General features: G+C 64.1%; 18 protein-coding genes. 7 read left to right on the top strand and 11 right to left on the bottom strand.

The features are described 5' to 3' along the window. Positions 1-272: 272 nt before the first annotated feature. The 4 genes from O4H53_RS23220 to O4H53_RS23235 form a co-directional block, all read right to left on the bottom strand. Entirely contained in the window at positions 273-1,094 is an 822-nt protein-coding gene (locus tag O4H53_RS23220) for an arginyltransferase (RefSeq protein ID WP_269367362.1), read from the bottom strand. An 87-nt stretch (positions 1,095-1,181) separates the two neighbouring features. Next, positions 1,182-1,607, bottom strand: coding sequence for an RDD family protein (locus O4H53_RS23225; protein ID WP_269367363.1), 426 nt, complete (start codon positions 1,605-1,607; stop codon positions 1,182-1,184). Between the two features lie 93 nt (positions 1,608-1,700). Further along, complete coding sequence (locus O4H53_RS23230) at positions 1,701-2,111, bottom strand: DUF2852 domain-containing protein (RefSeq protein WP_114276491.1); 411 nt, start codon at positions 2,109-2,111, stop codon at positions 1,701-1,703. A gap of 127 nt (positions 2,112-2,238) precedes the next feature. Then, positions 2,239-2,721: a YbaK/EbsC family protein gene (locus O4H53_RS23235; protein ID WP_269367364.1), complete on the bottom strand. Its 483-nt coding sequence runs from the start codon at positions 2,719-2,721 to the stop codon at positions 2,239-2,241. 28 nt (positions 2,722-2,749) lie between these two features. Between O4H53_RS23235 and O4H53_RS23240 the strand changes: the two genes are divergently transcribed. From O4H53_RS23240 to O4H53_RS23260, 5 genes are all read left to right on the top strand, one after another. Further along, complete coding sequence (locus O4H53_RS23240; protein ID WP_269367365.1) at positions 2,750-5,551, top strand: glutamine-synthetase adenylyltransferase; 2,802 nt, start codon at positions 2,750-2,752, stop codon at positions 5,549-5,551. After that, complete coding sequence (locus O4H53_RS23245; protein ID WP_269367366.1) at positions 5,548-5,826, top strand: hypothetical protein; 279 nt, start codon at positions 5,548-5,550, stop codon at positions 5,824-5,826. The genes O4H53_RS23240 and O4H53_RS23245 overlap by 4 nt, the downstream gene beginning before the upstream one ends. A 586-nt stretch (positions 5,827-6,412) precedes the next feature. Beyond that, complete coding sequence (locus O4H53_RS23250) at positions 6,413-7,042, top strand: DUF6778 family protein (RefSeq protein WP_269367367.1); 630 nt, start codon at positions 6,413-6,415, stop codon at positions 7,040-7,042. A gap of 75 nt (positions 7,043-7,117) precedes the next feature. Beyond that, positions 7,118-8,353 carry an RSP_2647 family RNA methyltransferase gene (locus tag O4H53_RS23255; RefSeq protein WP_269367368.1) on the top strand — a complete coding sequence of 412 codons (1,236 nt, stop codon included), beginning with the start codon at positions 7,118-7,120 and terminating at the stop codon, positions 8,351-8,353. After that, entirely contained in the window at positions 8,353-8,895 is a 543-nt protein-coding gene (locus O4H53_RS23260; RefSeq protein WP_269367369.1) for an RSP_2648 family PIN domain-containing protein, read from the top strand. Before O4H53_RS23255 ends, O4H53_RS23260 begins: the two co-directional genes overlap by 1 nt. A 57-nt stretch (positions 8,896-8,952) precedes the next feature. On the opposite strand, the gene O4H53_RS23265 is transcribed toward O4H53_RS23260, so the two are convergent. The 7 genes from O4H53_RS23265 to O4H53_RS23295 all read right to left on the bottom strand — a co-directional run bounded on the left by O4H53_RS23265 (position 8,953) and on the right by O4H53_RS23295 (position 15,514). Next, positions 8,953-9,636, bottom strand: coding sequence for a M48 family metalloprotease (locus tag O4H53_RS23265; RefSeq protein WP_269367370.1), 684 nt, complete (start codon positions 9,634-9,636; stop codon positions 8,953-8,955). A gap of 70 nt (positions 9,637-9,706) precedes the next feature. After that, on the bottom strand, positions 9,707-10,855 hold the full coding sequence (locus O4H53_RS23270) for a cytochrome P450 (RefSeq protein ID WP_269367371.1): 1,149 nt from the start codon (positions 10,853-10,855) through the stop codon (positions 9,707-9,709). 107 nt (positions 10,856-10,962) lie between these two features. After that, the gene (locus O4H53_RS23275; protein ID WP_269367372.1) at positions 10,963-11,391 is read right to left on the bottom strand and encodes an OsmC family protein; all 429 of its coding nucleotides are present in this window, start codon (positions 11,389-11,391) and stop codon (positions 10,963-10,965) included. 248 nt (positions 11,392-11,639) lie between these two features. Next, positions 11,640-12,827 (bottom strand): vWA domain-containing protein, encoded by a 1,188-nt coding sequence (locus O4H53_RS23280; protein ID WP_269367373.1) that lies wholly within the window; start codon positions 12,825-12,827, stop codon positions 11,640-11,642. 3 nt (positions 12,828-12,830) lie between these two features. Next, the gene (locus O4H53_RS23285; RefSeq protein WP_269367374.1) at positions 12,831-13,001 is read right to left on the bottom strand and encodes an apolipoprotein acyltransferase; all 171 of its coding nucleotides are present in this window, start codon (positions 12,999-13,001) and stop codon (positions 12,831-12,833) included. 16 nt (positions 13,002-13,017) lie between these two features. Continuing rightward, positions 13,018-14,388, bottom strand: a complete 1,371-nt coding sequence (locus tag O4H53_RS23290; RefSeq protein ID WP_269367375.1) for a DUF2927 domain-containing protein — start codon at positions 14,386-14,388, stop codon at positions 13,018-13,020. Positions 14,389-14,674: 286 nt separating this feature from the next. After that, positions 14,675-15,514 (bottom strand): AAA family ATPase, encoded by an 840-nt coding sequence (locus O4H53_RS23295; RefSeq protein ID WP_114276504.1) that lies wholly within the window; start codon positions 15,512-15,514, stop codon positions 14,675-14,677. Between the two features lie 135 nt (positions 15,515-15,649). On the opposite strand from O4H53_RS23295, the gene dksA reads away from it, so the two are divergent. Beyond that, positions 15,650-16,105: an RNA polymerase-binding protein DksA gene (gene dksA / locus O4H53_RS23300; RefSeq protein WP_269367376.1), complete on the top strand. Its 456-nt coding sequence runs from the start codon at positions 15,650-15,652 to the stop codon at positions 16,103-16,105. Positions 16,106-16,172: 67 nt separating this feature from the next. Then, positions 16,173-17,333 (top strand): FAD-dependent monooxygenase, encoded by a 1,161-nt coding sequence (locus O4H53_RS23305; protein WP_269367377.1) that lies wholly within the window; start codon positions 16,173-16,175, stop codon positions 17,331-17,333. Positions 17,334-17,479 lie beyond the last annotated feature (146 nt).

The raw sequence follows: 17,479 nt of genomic DNA on the forward strand, positions 1-17,479 counted from the left end.
AAGGGAGGCGCTCCGAATGCGCGTCTCAATGCGCCCTCCCAGGCTCGGGCGCGGCCCTTCGTTCGAAAACGTAACGCTGAGCGCAGAAGAACGATTTACCTCCGGCGGCAGCCGTTTCCGGGTTTGTCAGCAATCTGAGGGCGCCCACGGGCGCCCTCATGCGATTCATGGATTGCAGGCGGGCCTTGTCACGGCCTGCATAACATCGGGGGGCTTTGCCCCGGGCGCTCTGAGTATTGCTGGCATGAAGAAGCGGGCAGGCCCCGGGCCCGTCAGCGGCGGTGGCGCGCCATGTCGGGCAGGGCGATATTGGCCACCTGTTCGGCAATCGGATCGTTGCCCAGCGGGTGTTGCTCCGGCCTGAATTCTTCGGGGTCGCGCAGTTTCTGCCAGTGACCGCCTAGGTAGATCTCCAGCCCCGAAAAGCGCGCCTTGTATCCCATCTTGGGGCTGCCGGGGACCCAGTAGCCCAGGTAGACATAAGGCAGACCCGCGGCGCGGGCGATCTCGATGTGATCGAGGATGATGTAATTGCCCAGCCCGTTGCGGGGAAGCTCGGGAGAGTAGAAGGAATAGACCATGCTGACGCCATCGGCCAGCACATCGGTCAGGCAGACCCCGGCCAGTTCACCGGTTTCGGGATCGACATATTCGATCACCCGGCTGCGGATCGGCGTTTCCTCGATCATCGCGGCAAATTCGAAGATGTCCATGTCCGCCATGCCGCCGTCCGCATGGCGGCTGTCCAGATAGCGGCGGAACAGGGCGTATTGGTCTTCTGTCGCCCAGGGCGAGGTGGCGCGGCGCACCAGATGCCGGTTGCGCTTCAGGGTACGTTTCTGACCCTTCGAGGGTTTGAAAGCGGTCACGTCGATCCGTGCGGAAAGGCAGGAGGCGCAATCGGCGCAGGAGGGACGGTAGAGCACATTCTGCGAGCGGCGAAACCCCTGTGCCGACAGGCTGTCATTCAGCTCTGTCGCGGTGTCACCCTGCAGTGCCGTGAACAATTTCCGCTCCATCCTGTTCTCAAGATAGGGACAGGGTTGCGGCGCGGTCACATAGAACTGCGGTGTGATCGGAAGACTGTGGCGCATGGAGATCCTTTGGTTGACGAAATGATAACCAAGGTCCTGTCACGCGCCAAGGGGACATTTAATAAAATGGTAAAGAGTCGCCCAGTGTCATGTGCGCCGGTTCAGCGGCACGGTGCCCAGCAGCATATCGGTCAGCCCCTGCCGGCGTGCGGAGGTGATCATGAGCACGACGGAGATCAGTTGCAGCGGGGCCATGGCAACCGAAACCGTATAGCCCAGCGTATGCATGAAGGCGGTGCCGCCGTCGAAGGGCAGGTCGCGCCCGTCGCGCAGTTCCATCCCCACCAGGCGCATCCCCCAGGTCGCAGAGCCGCCCGCGAGGGTGGCCAGCCGGTAGAGGAAGCCGATCACCAGGATCAGCGCGGGGAAAAAGAACACACCGGTAAAGGCGGTGAAGGGCAGCACCAGCAGGCACAGCGCAACAATCAGGATGCTGTCCACCACCCAGGCAAAAAAGCGCTTTGCAAGGATGCCGTCGTAGAATTCCGGCTGGTCGAAGGGATCGGGTGTCATTGCTGGTCCTGTGGCGGGCAAAGGCCCCCGGCAGGCGGCGGGGGCGGGAGAGGGAAGGTTGTCGGCCCGGTGTCCGGGCCGACCCGTGATGCGTCAGGCCTCTGCCGGGCCGTCGTTGCGCTTGGCGCGTTCGTCCATGAACTGGTCGAACTCGGCCTTGTCCTTGGCTTCGCGCAGCCGCTCCAGGAAGGATTCGAAGTTGGTCTGCTCTTCCTCAAGACGGCGCAGCGTGTCCGCCTTGTAGGCGTCGAACGCGGCATTGCCGGTGTTGCGGGTGGTCATCATCGTGCGTTTGCTGCGCTTGGCGCAGGAGGGGCCGGAAAACATGCGTTTGCTCCAGATCATGTACATAAGAAGGGCGAGGCCGACAGGCCAGAAGAAGATGAAGCCAAGCACCATCGCGGCGATCCAGGCACCTTTGCCCTTGTCGTCCAGCCAGCCCTCGGTCCGGGCGAACCAGTTCTGGCGGGTGCCGTAGCTAGAAGTTTCGGTCATGGTCGTCATGTGACAAGCCTTTCTGGTGGTAAGGCCTGACTGCGGCCTCGGGATCAAAAGGTCTTATGTGAATGCCTTTTACATCAACCAAGATGGGCATTGCCGCGATTCGTACAAGAGGGTATGTGAAGACTTTTTACATTTTCTCTGAAATCTGTTGGAAATCAGCGGCTTGCGCGCCAGAAATCTGGAGCATTTCTTGTGGTGTAAGCCGGAAAACGTGATGAGGCGTGCCCGCTGCGGCCCAGATTTCGGGGAAATCCAGCAGCCGCCGGTCAAACCACATGCGGCAGGGATTGAGGTGCCCGACCGGGGAAACGCCGCCGATGGCAAAGCCGGTCTGCGCCCGGATCAGCGCCGCATCCGCCTTGCCCAGGGGTTCTCCGGCCAGGGCGGTGGCGGCGGCAAGATCGACCTGATTGCCACCGGCCGTGATGAAAACCACCACATCGCCGGAGGTTTCGCCCCGCAATGCGATGGATTTCGCGATCTGGTCGATCTCGCATCCCACGGCAGCGGCCGCATCGGCGGCGGTGCGGGCCAGTTCGGTTTCACGGATCTCGGCGGGGACGCCGGCAGCCTCAAGGGCGGCGCGGACTCTTTTCAGGCTCTTGCTCATGGGCGCAGACTGTCGCAAAGCTGGGGCCATGACAAGTACGCTCGAAGCCCGTGTCACCCGATGCCCGCGACCCCATGATCCGGGCCGGGTCGATGATATAAAGGCGCTGGTGGGCGACCTGCCGCCGCGGCTGCGCGAGCTTGCTGTCGGGGCCGGGGCCTCTGCGCCCTATCTGGCGGGACTGCTGGAAAAGGAGCGTGACTGGCTGGCCGATGCCGTTGCGGACCCGGAGGCGGCGGTGCGCGCGGTGATCCGGGGCGCGGGTGAGCTGGCTCCGGAGGGGCTGGCAGACGGGTTGCGGCAGGGCAAGCGGCGCGTGGCGCTGATGGCGGCGCTGGCCGATCTGGGCGGCGCCTGGGCGTTGGAGCAGGTGACAGGCGCGCTGACCGATTATGCCGATGCGGCCTGTGCCGCCGCATTGCATGCGGGGCTGGTGGTGCAGGTCAAACGCGGCAAGCTGCCCGGGGTGACCCTGGACGATCTGGGGGATTCAGGCGGCATGGTGGTGCTGGCCATGGGCAAGATGGGCGCCCATGAGCTGAATTATTCTTCTGACATCGACCTGATTTGCCTGTTTGACGAAACCCGGTTCGACCCGGAGGTGTTTCACGATGCCCGCAGCGCATTTGTGCGCGCAACCCGGGCGATGGCGGCCACGCTCAGCGATCTGACCGGGCAGGGCTATGTGTTCCGGACCGATCTGCGGCTGCGGCCCGATCCTTCGGTGACCCCGGTGTGTCTGGGGATGGAAGCGGCGGAACGCTATTACGAATCCCTTGGCCGGACCTGGGAACGCGCAGCCTATATCAAGGCGCGCCCCTGTGCGGGGGATGTGAAGGCGGGCGAGCGTTTCCTTGCGGATCTGCGGCCCTTCGTCTGGCGCAGGCATCTGGACTTTGCCGCCATTCAGGATGCCCATGACATGCGTCTGGCAATCCGCGAGCACAAGGGGCTGGGCGGGCCGATCACCCTGCCGGGGCACAACATGAAACTGGGCCGGGGCGGCATCCGGGAGATCGAGTTCTTTACCCAGACCCGGCAGTTGATTGCAGGCGGGCGCGACCCCGATCTGCGCCAGCGCGGCACCTGTGCGGGGCTGAAGGTGCTGGCCGAAAAGGGCTGGGTGCCGCAGGAGGTCGCCGAAACCCTGACCGACCATTACCGCGCCCACCGCACGGTGGAGCACCGGTTGCAGATGGTGCGCGACGCCCAGACCCATGAGCTGCCGGGATCGGAAGAGGGATTTGCGCGGCTGGCGGCGATGATGGACATGGATGTACCGGCGCTGGAGCAAGACCTGCACCGCCGCCTCAGCGCGGTGCATGAAATGACCGAAGGCTTCTTTGCCGCCTCGCGCAAGGGTGCGGATCAGCCCGGCGCGCCCCATGCCTTCGACAGTACGATCCTTGACCGCTGGCCCAGCTATCCCGCGCTGCGCTCTGTCCGGGGGGCGGAAATCTTTGAACGTCTCAAGCCCGAATTGCTGGCGCGGCTGGCCGATGCGGCCAAGCCGGACGAAGCCTTGCTGGCCTTTGACGGTTTCCTGGCCGGGCTGCCTGCGGGGGTGCAGCTGTTTTCCCTGCTCAGGGCCAATCCGCAGCTGGCGGACCTGCTGATCGACGTGGTCAGCACCTCACCGGCGCTGGCCGCGCATCTGTCGCGCAATGCGCAGGTGCTGGATGCGGTGATCGGCGGCGATTTCTTCAGCGACTGGCCGGGGGCGGAGGCGCTGGGAGAAGCCCTGTCCGAGGTACTGGCCCGCGAACCGGATTACGAGGCGCGGCTGGACGGCACCCGCCGCTGGGCCCGCGAATGGCATTTCCGCATCGGGGTGCATCTGCTGCGCGGTCTGACCGATGCGCAGACGGCGGGCCGCCAATATGCCGATCTGGCCCGCGCGGTTCTATCCGCGCTCTGGCCGGTGGTGGTCGCGCAGTTTGCGGAACGCTACGGCCCGCCGCCGGGGCGGGGTGCCGTGATCCTTGGCATGGGGTCGCTGGGGGCAGGGCGGCTGACCGCGACCTCCGACCTGGACCTGCTGGTGATCTATGATGCCCAGGGGCAGGAGACCTCGGAAGGGCCGCGTCAGCTCGCCTCGCGCAGCTATTACGCGCGGCTGACCCAGGCCATGGTCACGGCGATGACCGCGCCGATGTCGCAGGGCAAGCTTTACGAGATCGACATGCGCCTGCGCCCCTCGGGCAATCAGGGGCCGGTGGCCACCTCGCTGGCCAGCTTTGACAGCTATCAGCGGTCAGAGGCCTGGGTCTGGGAACATCTGGCCCTGACCCGCGCCGATGTGGTGGCGGGGCCTTCCGATCTGGCGGCGGCGGTTCATGCGCTGCGCGACGACATCCTCGCCCGGCCCACCAAGCGCGACAGGGCGCTGGCCGAAGTGGCCGAGATGCGCAGCCGGATCGCCCAGGCCAAGGCCCCCGCAGGCCCTTGGGACGCCAAGATCGGGCCGGGCCGGTTGCAGGACATCGAATTGCTGGCACAGGCAGGCGCCCTGCTGGCCGGGACCACCGCGCGCCATATCCCCGACGGGCTGACCGCCGCCTGCACCGTGGGGCTGATCGACAAGCAGGAGGCCGAGACCCTGAAACAGGCCTACACCCGCTGCTGGGCGCTGCAATGCGCGGGCCGCCTGCTCTCGGCTGAGCCACTGGGAGAGGAAACGCTGGGTCAGGCCGGTGCGGGTTTTCTGGCCCGGACATTGAATGCACCCGATCTGGCTGCCCTTGAGGAAAAGATCATCGGCACCTATGACGCGGCGGCGGCGGTGATCGACCGCGCCCTTTCGGGACCAGAAGGGAATGAAAGCGCATGAGCAAGGCAAAAGGCACGACAGAGGACCCCAAGGCATTGATTCACGAAAGCTATCAGATCGAAGGGATCACCCTGTCCGAATGCCGCTCGATCTTTCTGGACTGGGCGCTCAGCCTGCCGCTGGAAGAGGACACGGGTGCTGCGATCAAGACCCTGCTGGAACGCTACGGCGATGACGCGCCCGATCACCCCATGTCGCAGGTGCTGCGCGAGGGGCAGGGCGGCATGACAGCGCCCCGGCGCCGGGGCGGCTGGCGCGGCCGCACGCGCAACTAGCCGCCGATTTACAGCCGAACCATCCCCTGTAGAGACGGAAAACCGCCACCTGTTGTCAGCTATGCCGCACAGGCTTGCTTTCGTAACGACCGTGAGCGGCGATTCTTGGACAGCGCGACGAACGGCGGGAGGGAGCCCGGAGTGACGTGAAGCGCAAGCCGGGCCAGCGCCTGCCCGGGGTGGGCGATACTGACCTATGTTCATGCCACTTAATTTCTCAACCGTGATGAACCCCATCGAGGGAATACCCAGCCTCACCAAATCGCCTACCCGTCATGCCAAAGGCATGCCGACGATCAAGGGCGCACCTTCGGTGCGACCGGCGGGCAGGCGATGGCCCGGCGCCTTCGGCTTGTTCCGGGCCTGGGTGCCACTGATTTACGGCAGCAAAGTCCGCGTATCGGGCACCTGACCTGCTCAGTCCGGACCGCCGCTCTTAACGCGCCTGATATTGACTGAGGATGTCGCTACCGCCGCCGAATGGCCCCATTATCAATGACGTTTCGACTAAAACGTGCCTCAATCTGAGGCGAATGTCCCTCAACGCCACAGTGGGCGGCCCTGCGTTGCCCCGAAGGAGGACTTGATGAAGACCTTGAAAATCATTGCCGCGATTGGCCTGGGTGCCCTTGTTTCTGCCTGTTCGTCCGTGCCGGACCTCGCCAGCCGCAACGCGCCCTTCGAAGCGACACCGCAACTGGCCTTTCAACAACCCGCGCCGGATGCGGGGGGGCAGATGGTCCTGCCGCAATCGCTTCAGGTCACTGCCATCAATGTGCGGGTGCCGGAAAGCCTCAAGGTCTCCGAGGCGAACCTCTTTTACCCCAGTGCCGATATCGTCTGGCGCGGTGAGCCGATCGGCAACCGCCACGCACAGGTACAGAAGATCTTTGAACAGGCCTTTCTGCACGGCACCAAAGACATGAAAGGCACGGTGGACGTGGTGCTGGATGTCGAGGTGACCCGTTTCCATTCGGTCACGGAAAAGACCCGCTACAGCATCGGCGGTGTCCACAACATGGAATTCAAACTGACTGTCCGTTCCGCGGAAACCGGTCTGCCGCTGGCCCCGACCCGGGAGGTGGAGGCGAACCTCCGCGCATTTGGCGGCAAGCAGGCGATTGATGCCGACCGCCGCGGTCAGACCCAGAAAGTGCGGGTCAGCGGCTATCTGGCCCAAGTGATCCGCCAGGAGCTGGCCAGGCCCTCGGTGTAAGCTGGCGGGGCATGTATCCGGGCCCCATGAATTCCGGGCTTTCACTGGCAGCGGTAAAGCACTAGACGGGGCGCTATGACAGCGCCCCTTTCCCCATCCCGCCCCTCAGACGCAGCACCTTCGGGTGATCTGCCTGTCGTGAGGCTTTTGCCCAAGGCCAATGCCCGTGCCATCCGCCACGGCTTTCCCTGGGTCTATGCAAACGAATTGGTCACCGACCGCCGCACCCGCAAGCTGGACCCAGGCACGCTGGCCCTGCTGGAAGACAACGAGCGGCAGCCGATGGGGCTGGTGTCGGTCAACCCGAATTCCAAGATCATCGCACGGGTGCTTGACCGCGATCCGGCGGCTGTCATCGACCAGCGCTGGTTCGAAGGGCATATCACCCGCGCCCTGCATCTGCGCGCGCGGATGTTCGATGCGCCGTTCTACCGCCTGATCCATGCGGAGGCGGATGGCCTGCCCGGCGTGGTGATCGACCGTTTCGGCGACACCTGCGTGGTGCAACCCAACGCGGCCTGGGCCGAGGCCCTGCTGGAGCCGCTGTGCGCGGCCCTGATTGCCGTGACCGGCGTGACCCATGTGCTCAAGAACGCCGCCGGACGCACCCGTGCGCTGGAAGGGCTGGACGATGTGAACGCGGTGCTGGCGGGCAGCGCGCCGACCGGCCCGGTGCCGGTGCAGATGAACGGTGCGATCTATCTGGCCGACCTCACGGGCGGGCAAAAGACCGGCATCTTCTATGACCAGCGGCCCAACCATGCCTTTGCGGCCAGCCTGTCCCGTGGCGCACGTGTCCTTGATGTCTTTGCCCATGTGGGCGGCTTCTCCCTCGCCGCGCTCGAGGCGGGTGCGCAGAGCGCGCTGGCGGTGGATGGATCGGCCCCGGCGCTGGAACTGGCGCAGGGCGGGGCCGAGGCCGCAGGCCTTGCCGACCGCTTCCAGACCCGGCAGGGCGATGCCTTTGACGTGCTGACCGATTTGCGCGCGGAAGGGGCCGAATTCGATGTGGTGATCTGCGACCCGCCGGCATTTGCACCGGCGCGCCCCGCGCTGGAGGCGGGGCTGCGCGCCTATGAGCGCATCGCGCGGCTGGCCGCACCACTGGTGGCCGAGAATGGCATCCTGGGCCTTTGTTCCTGCTCTCACGCCGCCGACCTGTCGCAGTTCCGCGTGGCGAGCGTGCGCGGCATCGGCCGCGCGGGGCGCAAGGGTGTGTTGCTGCACACCGGTTTTGCCGGGCCGGACCATCCGCAATTGCCGCAACTGGCCGAAAGCGGCTACCTGAAATCGCTCTTCTTCCGGCTCTGATGCGGGTGCTGATCGACACCTGCGTGCTTTATCCGACGGTGATGCGCGAAATGGTGTTGGGCGCGGCGGCTCAGGGATTGTATGAGCCGGTCTGGTCGGCCCGCATCCTTGAGGAATGGGCCCGCGCCGCCATCAAGCTGGGGCCGGCAGGCGAAGCCCAGGCGCGCGCCGAAATCGCCCTGCTGCGCCGCGACTGGCCAGCGGCGGAACGGCCTCCGGCCCCCGGCATTGCCGCGCGGCTCTGGCTGCCGGACGCGGATGACATCCATGTTTTGGCGGTCGCGGTGGCGGCAAGTGCCGATGCGATCATGACCCTGAATGCAAAGGATTTTCCCAGGGGAACCCTGGCCGGGGAAGGGCTGGACAGGATCGACCCGGATCACTTCCTGACAAGGCTCTGGACGGATCACCCGGGCAAGATCACCACTGTGGCAGGCCATGTCCTGCAGACCGCAAGGGCGCTGTCGGGCGAAGCATGGGAGATGCGGGCGCTGCTGAAAAAGGCGCGACTGCCGCGTCTGGCCAAGGCGCTGACCCGGTAGCGGGGGCGGAATTTTCAAAAATTCCGGCACGAAAAATTCAAATTTTTCGGCTCTGTCTCAGCTGTTCCAGCGGGATTCCAGCTTTTGCAGCGCGGCGATGCGTTCGTCGGTCCTGGGGTGGCTCAACAGCCATGCCGGCGCGCTGCCATGGTTGCTTTGGGTCAGGGCTTCCAGCTTGCGAAACAGCGAGATCTGCGGCGCAACGCCGATCCCGGCCTTGGTCAGCAGGGCGGCGGCATAGGCGTCCGCCTCATATTCATCGCCCCGCGACAGGCGCGCCGCCAGCAGCGTGGTGATCATATTGGCGAGCCAGACGCCAACGAATGGAATGAACCGGCCCAGCACCATCGCCAGCACCGTGCGGATGGCATTCTGGCCGGAAAAGTCGATCATCCGCCGCCGGGAATGCCCCAGCGCCACATGGCCCAGCTCATGCGCGATCACCGATGCGATCTCTTCGGCAGAAACCTCGCCCGAGCGGAACTTGTTGTAGAACCCGCGGGTGATGAAAATGCGCCCGTCCGGTGCGGCCAGCCCGTTCACCGGCTCGATCTCGTAGATATGCACCTTGATCTGCGGCAGATCGAGCGCGCGGGCCAGCCTGTTGCTGACCTCCTTCAGGGCCGGATCGGCCAGCCGCGTCGATCGCGCATCCAGTTCCCGCGCCGTGCGCCAGCTGGAAAAGCGGTACATCGCCAGCGCATAGAGAATGGCCAGAAGGATGGGAAGGACACGGATCATGCAATCAATATGGGGGCGGGCGGCGCGGGGGCAAGCGGTTTGTCGGTATCATGCCGCGCCCCGCCGGGTCTTACCACGCCACCGGCATCGCCGTGGGGCCGCGAAAGGCCCAGCCCCGGAAGGGCACCGGCCCGGTCAGCCGCAGGCCCGGCAGCGCCTCGAACAGCAGCGGCAGGACCACCTGGGTGATCAGGCAGCGCGCGGCGGCCGCCCCGGCGCAGAAATGCGGCCCGGCGCCAAAGGGGATGGCCGCAGCGGTGTCGCGGGTGATGTCAAAATCTTCTGGCCGGTCAAAATGCGCCTCGTCCCGCCCGGCAGAGGAAAACATCAAAAAGACCCGGTCGCCGGGATCAAACCGCACCGCGCCCACCCGGTCCTCGCGCGCAACGATCCGGGGCGACATGCCGATGGGGCTGATCCAGCGCGCGTATTCTGCAAAGGCCTCCTGCCAGCTGTTCTGGCCGCGACGGATGCGCTGCAACTGGTCGGGATGGGTCAAGAGCGCCCAGGCGATGCCCGCGATTGCATCGCGCGGCTCGTTCTGGCCGCCGGAAATCACCAGCTTGATATTGGCGCGCAGGCTGTCCATCGGCAGGCCCGCCTCCTGCTGAACCGCAAGGGCGCTCATCGGGGCAGGGCTGGCGAAGGCCCTGTCGATATGGCTGTCGATCAGCGCCGTGGCCGCGTGACAGCGCGCCTCCACCCCGGCATCACCGGTGTAATTCGCGCAGCCGTCGATCATGTGCTGGCTGACCCGGTCCATTTCCGAGCAGGACATTTCCGCCAGCCCGGTGATGGCGATCAGCGCCGAGGCCGAGACCGGCATGGCATAATCCGTCACCAGGTCACAGGAGCCGCGCGGTGCGAGATCCGCAAGGATGCGCCGGGCCGAGGCTTCAAAGACCGGGGCCCAATGCTGTGCCACGGTGCGCGGGCTGAGCGCGGGAAACAGCGCGCGCCGCTCCGCCTGATGGTCGGCCCCGTCCTTGCGCATCATGTTCTCACCCATGAGACGGGTCATCAGCCCATCCGGCTGCCGGGAGGAAAACACCTCGATCCGCTTTTCCTCGCGGTGGATGTCATCGCGCCGGGTCAGCAGGGTTGCATCCAGTTCCGGCACATAGGCGATGGGGGCCTCATGCCGCATACGCGCGAGTATGGGATAGGGATCAGCGGCAAAGCTGGCCGGGTCGAGGGAGAAGACGGGCGCATTGGACATGGCACGATCCTAGGGCAGACCGATGCCCCAGCCAATTGTAATCCAGCCAATTGCTAAGACGCGGGGTGCAATGACGTGGGGCGCCCGGCTTGCGCCGGGCGAGAGCGTCAGGCCAGTCTGGCGTCCATCGTGATCTCAGCCGTCAGCAGTTTGGAAATCGGGCAATTCTCCTTGGCGGTTTTGGCCGCTTCGGCAAATTGGTCTTCCGTTGCATTCGGAATGGTCGCGGTCACGTCCAGATGCACCTTGGGAATGTGAAACCCGCCGTCCTTCTGCTCCAGAGAGACGGTCGCCCTGGTCTCGATGCTGTCGGCGACAAGGTCATGCCCTTCAAGCACCATGGAAAGCGCCATGGAGAAACAGGAGGCATGGGCCGCCCCGATCAGCTCTTCGGGGTTGGTGCCCTTGCCGTCCTCGAAGCGGGTGTTGAAGCCATAGGGCTGATCCGCCAGCACGCCGGTCTGGGTGGAAACAAACCCCTTGCCTGTCTTCAGATTGCCGGACCATTTTGCCGAACCTGATTTCTTGATTGCCATGATATCGTCCTTTCAAATCTATGCGCCGGACCAACGCGCCGATGCGGATTGCGTTCCGTATGAGGTACAGCGGGGAAGGAGAAAGTGAAGGACGGGCGAAACACGGGCGATGGGAGATGTCGATCAAGTTAAAGCATCACTGTAACTTATTTATTTAATACTCAGAAATATATAGAAAATATATCATTCCTGAGGCTTTTTCTGCCCCTTCGATACAGGCGCGCAGCCCGTGCACCAAAAGCGCCGCCTCAGCGCGCCATGGTCTTGATCCCGCGCGACAGGCCTTCAAGGGTCATGGGCACCATCGCCTCGGGGCCGAAAATCTCTCGGATCATGGAGATCGACTGGGTGTAGGGCCAGTATTTCTCCGGCACCGGGTTGATCCACAGATTGCTTTGCCACTGATCACGCGCACGGGTCAGCCATGTGGCGCCGCTTTCGGCGTTCCAATGTTCATTGGCGCCGCCCGGATAGGCGATTTCATAGGGCGACATGGAGGCGTCGCCAACGAAAATGCATTTGTAATCAGGGCCATAGGTGCGCAGGATCTCATGGGTGCTCAGCTGTGCATCCCAGCGCCGGCGGTTGTCCTTCCACACGCCTTCATAAAGGCAGTTGTGAAAGTAGAAATATTCAAAATGCTTGAACTCCGCCTTGGCCGCGCTGAATAGCTCCTGCACCACCTTTACATGCGGGTCCATGGAACCGCCCACGTCGAGAAACAGCAGCACCTTGACCGCATTGCGCCGCTCGGGGCGGGTTTTCACATCCAGATAGCCATGTTCTGCCGTGGCGCGGATGGTGCCGTTCAGGTCCAGCTCCTCCTCCGCGCCGTCACGGGCCCAGCGGCGCAGGCGTTTCAGGGCCACCTTGATGTTGCGCGTGCCCAGTTCGACATTGTCGTCCAGGTTGCGGAATTCGCGTTTGTCCCAGACCTTGGTCGCGCGCTGGTGGCGGCTTTCCTTCTGGCCGATGCGCACCCCTTCGGGGTTGTAGCCATAGGCCCCGAAGGGCGAGGTGCCCGCGGTGCCGACCCATTTGTTGCCCCCCTGATGGCGGCCTTTTTGTTCCTCAAGACGTTTCTTGAGCGTTTCCATCAGCTTGTCGAAGCCTCCCAAAGCTTCGATCTCGGCTTTCTCGGCCTCGGTCAGGTGCTTTTCCGCCATCTTTTCCAGCCAGTCGCGCGGGATGTCGACAGCTTCAAGAACGTCGTCCAAACTGATGTTTTCCAAGCCTTTGAAGGCTGCGGCAAAGGCCTGGTCGAACTTGTCGATGTTCCGTTCGTCCTTCACCATCGACACCCGCGCGAGGTAGTAGAACGCCTCGACGTCATAGGTCGCGATTCCGGCTGCCATGCCGTCCAGGAACGCCAGGAATTCCCGCATCGAGACGGGCACCTTATGGGCGCGCAGCTGGTCGAAGAAGGGCAGGAACATCCGTCAGCCCATCATCATGCGGTCAACAATGACGGTCAGGATCATGCCGACAATCAGGAAGGCAATGCCATAGCCTGCCGCGTATTGTGCGATGTCCTTGCGGTTGCCCGCCCGCCTGCGCGCGGTCAGCCCGCCGATCAGGGCCCCGACAAGCGCCAAAACGATTGCGATCATATTCTTCCGCCCGTGGTTACGAGCCTTTCAGCGGGTTCAGCGAAGCGATCTCGCGCAGCTTGGCCCGCACGGCCCAATCTGGCCCAAACCCGTAGCGCGCCCAGCCCACACTGTCCAGCCTGACGCCACTGGCCTCTGTGGGGCGGTTCTCCAGTTCCAGCGCCTCTGCGCGCAGCAACAACAGGGTGGCGAGCAAAGCGGCATTCTCCGACTGGATCGCCGTGTCCACATGTGGGGCGATCAGCCGCAGGGCGCGGTTGCCGTCGCCCTTGGTGATGGCATAGGCCGCCACTTGGGTGGCGACATAGGCCCGGTGCAGCCGGGTGCCCGGCGACATCGCATAATAGCGGTCGGCAATCAGATAATGTTTCTGGGCCATTTCCGCATCGCTGGCCTGCATGACACGGCCCATGGCGTAATGGGCAAAGGCGCGGCGGTGGTCCTGCCAGCCCATCGCACCGGCAATCCGGATCGCTTCCCGTGCCGCGGCCTGACGCCTGGCAAAAGAGACCGAGCGCCCGCCCAGCGCGGTCTGGATCGCCTTGCTCCATTCCGTGGGGGTGCGGGTAGCGAAGCGCGCCCTGGCCTGGGCACCGCGCGGATTGATGCGCGCCAGGATCGCGGGCAGGGCGGCGGCCACCTGGCCCCGTGTCATCCCCGAGCGCAGCGCGGGATCGTAATAGGCGCGCAGGATCAGCATGTCGAAACCCGTCAGCACCGTATGGACATTGTCGTCGTTGAAGACGGAATCGGGCAGGCGGTAGAGATCGTTCAGCGGCCCCAGCGCCTGCGCCAGTTCCTCGTGCAGGCAATCGCGCACCTCTTGCGGGCTGGCATCGTTCGGCAGGAAAATCGCGATCTTTTCGCGGGTTTTCAGCAGGGTCCAGTTGGTCTTGGCCTGCCTGCGGGCGCTGCGGTATTCGTCAATTGTGGTGACATTGGGGGCCACGAAACAGGCCGCCTGGGGCAGAACCCGGCGGATGTCCTCGCGGCTGACGGCCTGGATGGTGATATTCGCATCGCCTGAACGGGCCTCGCGGATGTCGATTTTTGCCTCGCTGCGCAGACGCGCCATCAGCTTTCTGAGATCGGGCAGCAAGGTGGGTGGGGGGCTGCCCGCAACCCGCAGCGAAATCGGTGTTTCAAAGCGGGTCAGCACCGGCAGGCTGCGGCCGCTTTCCATCTGGAAGGACAGTTCGATGAAATCCAGGGCAAGATCGTTGTTCGACCGCACCGGCGCTTCGGGCAGGCTGGTTGCAAAGCTCTTCATTGGCGGCAGGCTGCTGGCCGACGTGTCAAATGCGGCGCGGGTGGCGACATCGGGGTTGGAAGCAGGGACGCAGGCGTTCAACAGCAATACGAGCGGCAGGAAAATGCGACCCCTCACAGAAAGAACCCTTGTCCGAACAAGGGGTTGGAGAATATCTGTTGGTCTGGCGTCGCGGCGGATGCCTGCGCCGACTGAGCGGTTCTGCTGTTCATCTGTGCCTGCCTGCACTTTTTGTTCTGTCGATCTGAGGCCTTTTCACCTTCTGACCCGACTTGAGTAGGGAGCAATTGAGGCAAAATGGAGGCAAAGCCGACAGTTTGGGGCAGGCGCGCGCATTGTGGCTTTCAGGTCAGCACGCGGGGCCGGGCGGTTAGCGGCGGCGCAGGCCGCCGGCCGCCGGCGTTCAGCGTTGCGCGCGCGCCATGAAGGCAAGCCGTTCGAACAGATGCACGTCCTGCTCGTTCTTCAGCAGGGCGCCATGCAGCTTGGGCAGCGCGCTGCTGCCGTCCTTCCTGAGGTCCTCGGCATCCATGTCCTCGGCCAGCAGCAGTTTCAGCCAGTCCAGCACTTCGGAGGTGGAGGGTTTCTTTTTCAGACCGGCCTGATCGCGGATTTCGTAGAACTGCGTCAGCGCGGTGGTCAGCAGGTTCTGCTTGATCCCCGGGTGATGCACCTCGACGATCTTTTTCAGCGTCTCCATCTCGGGGAAGCGGATGTAGTGAAAGAAACAGCGGCGCAGAAAGGCGTCGGGCAGTTCCTTTTCATTGTTCGAGGTGATGATGACGATCGGGCGCTGGCGGGCCTTGATCGTCTCGCCCGTCTCGTAGACATAGAACTCCATCTTGTCGAGTTCCTGCAGCAGGTCGTTGGGGAATTCGATGTCGGCCTTGTCGATCTCGTCAATCAGCAGCACCACCTTTTCATCGGCCTCGAAGGCCTCCCAGAGCTTGCCCTTGCGGATGTAGTTCCTGACGTCATGCACCCGCTCTTCGCCCAGCTGGCTGTCGCGCAACCGGCTGACCGCATCGTATTCGTAAAGCCCTTGTTGCGCCCTTGTGGTCGACTTGATGTTCCATTCGATCATCCGCAGCCCCAGCGCGGAAGAGACCTGCAGCGCCAGTTCCGTCTTGCCGGTTCCGGGTTCACCCTTGACCAGCAGGGGGCGTTCCAATGTCACGGCGGCATTGACCGCGATGGTCAGATCGTCCGTGGCGACGTAATCGGCGGTGCCTTGAAATTTCATTTGCTTTCAATCCTCTGTGATCCGGAGCTTGGCTTGAAGTCTTTAACCAAGAATCAAAAGGATTGTGTAGTGACAAAACTGAAAGGCTGAGGTAGACGCTGCGGCAGGGAGCGTTCTCGGGGAGATAAGTCTCACATGCTCAGTCTAAAAACACTTGAGGGACAATCGATGAAACAGGAAGTTTTCCTGCCGGATAATTATTCGCCGGCTGAAGATGAACCATTCATGAATGACAAGCAGCTGGAATATTTTCGTCGCAAGCTGCTGAACTGGAAATCCGAATTGCTGGCAGGCAGCCGCGACACCATCGAAGGGTTGCAGGACGGCACAAGGAACATTCCGGACGTGGCCGACCGGGCAAGCGAAGAGACCGACCGCGCGCTTGAATTGCGCACGCGTGACCGTGCGCGCAAGCTGGTGGGCAAGATCGACGCGGCCCTGCGCCGGATCGACGAGGGGGAGTTCGGCTATTGCTCGGTGACGGGCGAACCGATCTCGCTCAAGCGGCTGGATGCGCGGCCCATCGCGACGATGAGCCTGGAAGCGCAGGAAAAGCACGAGCGCCGCGAAAAGGTGCACCGCGACGATTGAGCGGGGCGCCAAAGCAGGCAATCCAATCCGCCGGGGCAAATGCCCCGGCGTTTTCATATGAGGCGGGATGCGGATTTCAAATGCCATTGTGATCGGTGCCGGGATCGGCGGGCTGGCGGCCGCTGCGGCCCTGGCACGGCGCGGTGTTGCGGTGACGCTGCTGGAGCAGGCCGACAGGCTGGGCGAAGTCGGCGCGGGCCTGCAGGTCAGCCCCAATGGCATGGCGGTCCTGCGGGCCCTGGGGCTGGAGCCGGAGCTGCGCCGCAAACAGGCGGTGGCGGGCCGCGCGGTTGTGCTGCAGACCGAGACCGGCCGCGAGGTGGCGCGGCTGGACCTTGCGCGCCTGCGCCCCGACCAGCCCTATTGCTTTTTGCACCGTGCCGATCTGGTCGACATGCTGGCCGGTCTGGCCCGGCGCGCCAATGTCAGCTTTGAATTCGGCGCGAAAGTGGCAAGCGTGCGGCCCGGCACCCTGCCGCAGGTGCAGCTTGCCGGGGGCGGCACAAGGCGCGCAGAGGTGGTGGTGGCCGCGGATGGCATCCATTCCGTCGCGCGTTCTGTCCTGAACGGGGCGGACAAGGCGGCTTTCACCGGGCAGGTGGCCTGGCGCGCTTTGGTGCCGAACCATATGGGCCACCCGGCAGAGGCGCATGTGGCCATGGGGCCGGGCCGCCATCTGGTCAGCTATCCGATCCGGGGCGCAAGCCAGGTGAACCTTGTCGCGGTCGAGGAGCGTGACAGCTGGGCGGCGGAGGGCTGGAACCATGCGGATGCGCCCGCGCATCTGCGCGCCGCCTTTGACGGGTTTTCCGGGCAGGCCGCAGAGATGATCGCGGCGGTGCGCGAGGTGACCCTTTGGGGGTTGCATCAGCATCCCGTGGCGGCGCATTGGCATCAGGACGGGATTGTCCTGCTGGGGGATGCCGCCCATCCGACGCTGCCGTTTCTGGCCCAGGGGGCCAATATGGCGCTGGAAGACGCCTGGGTTCTGGCCGAGGCGCTGACCGGGCGCGGGCAGGCGGGTCTGGCCTCTTATCAGGCGGCACGGCAACCCCGGGTGCGCCGGGTGATCGCTGCGGCCTCACGCAATGCCTGGCGCTATCATCTGCGTCCGGGGCCTGTCCGCAGTGCTGCGCATCTGGGTCTCGGTCTGGTCAGCCGCCTGGCACCGGGCCTGATGGTTGGCGGATTTGACTGGCTTTACGGGCATGACGTGACCCGGGCGTGATCTGAAGGACTGCGCTGCGCGCAGATTACATTATGGATTTTTGCTGCGGGATGGATCTTCGCTGCGGGCCCACCATCCCAGGAAAGTCTGGCGCCGCCCTTGATTGATCTCTTTCATGGCACCATCCGCCCGTCTTCCCAAGCACA

The sequence above is a fragment of the Sulfitobacter sp. G21635-S1 genome (assembly GCF_027213915.1).
GTDB lineage: Bacteria > Pseudomonadota > Alphaproteobacteria > Rhodobacterales > Rhodobacteraceae > Sulfitobacter.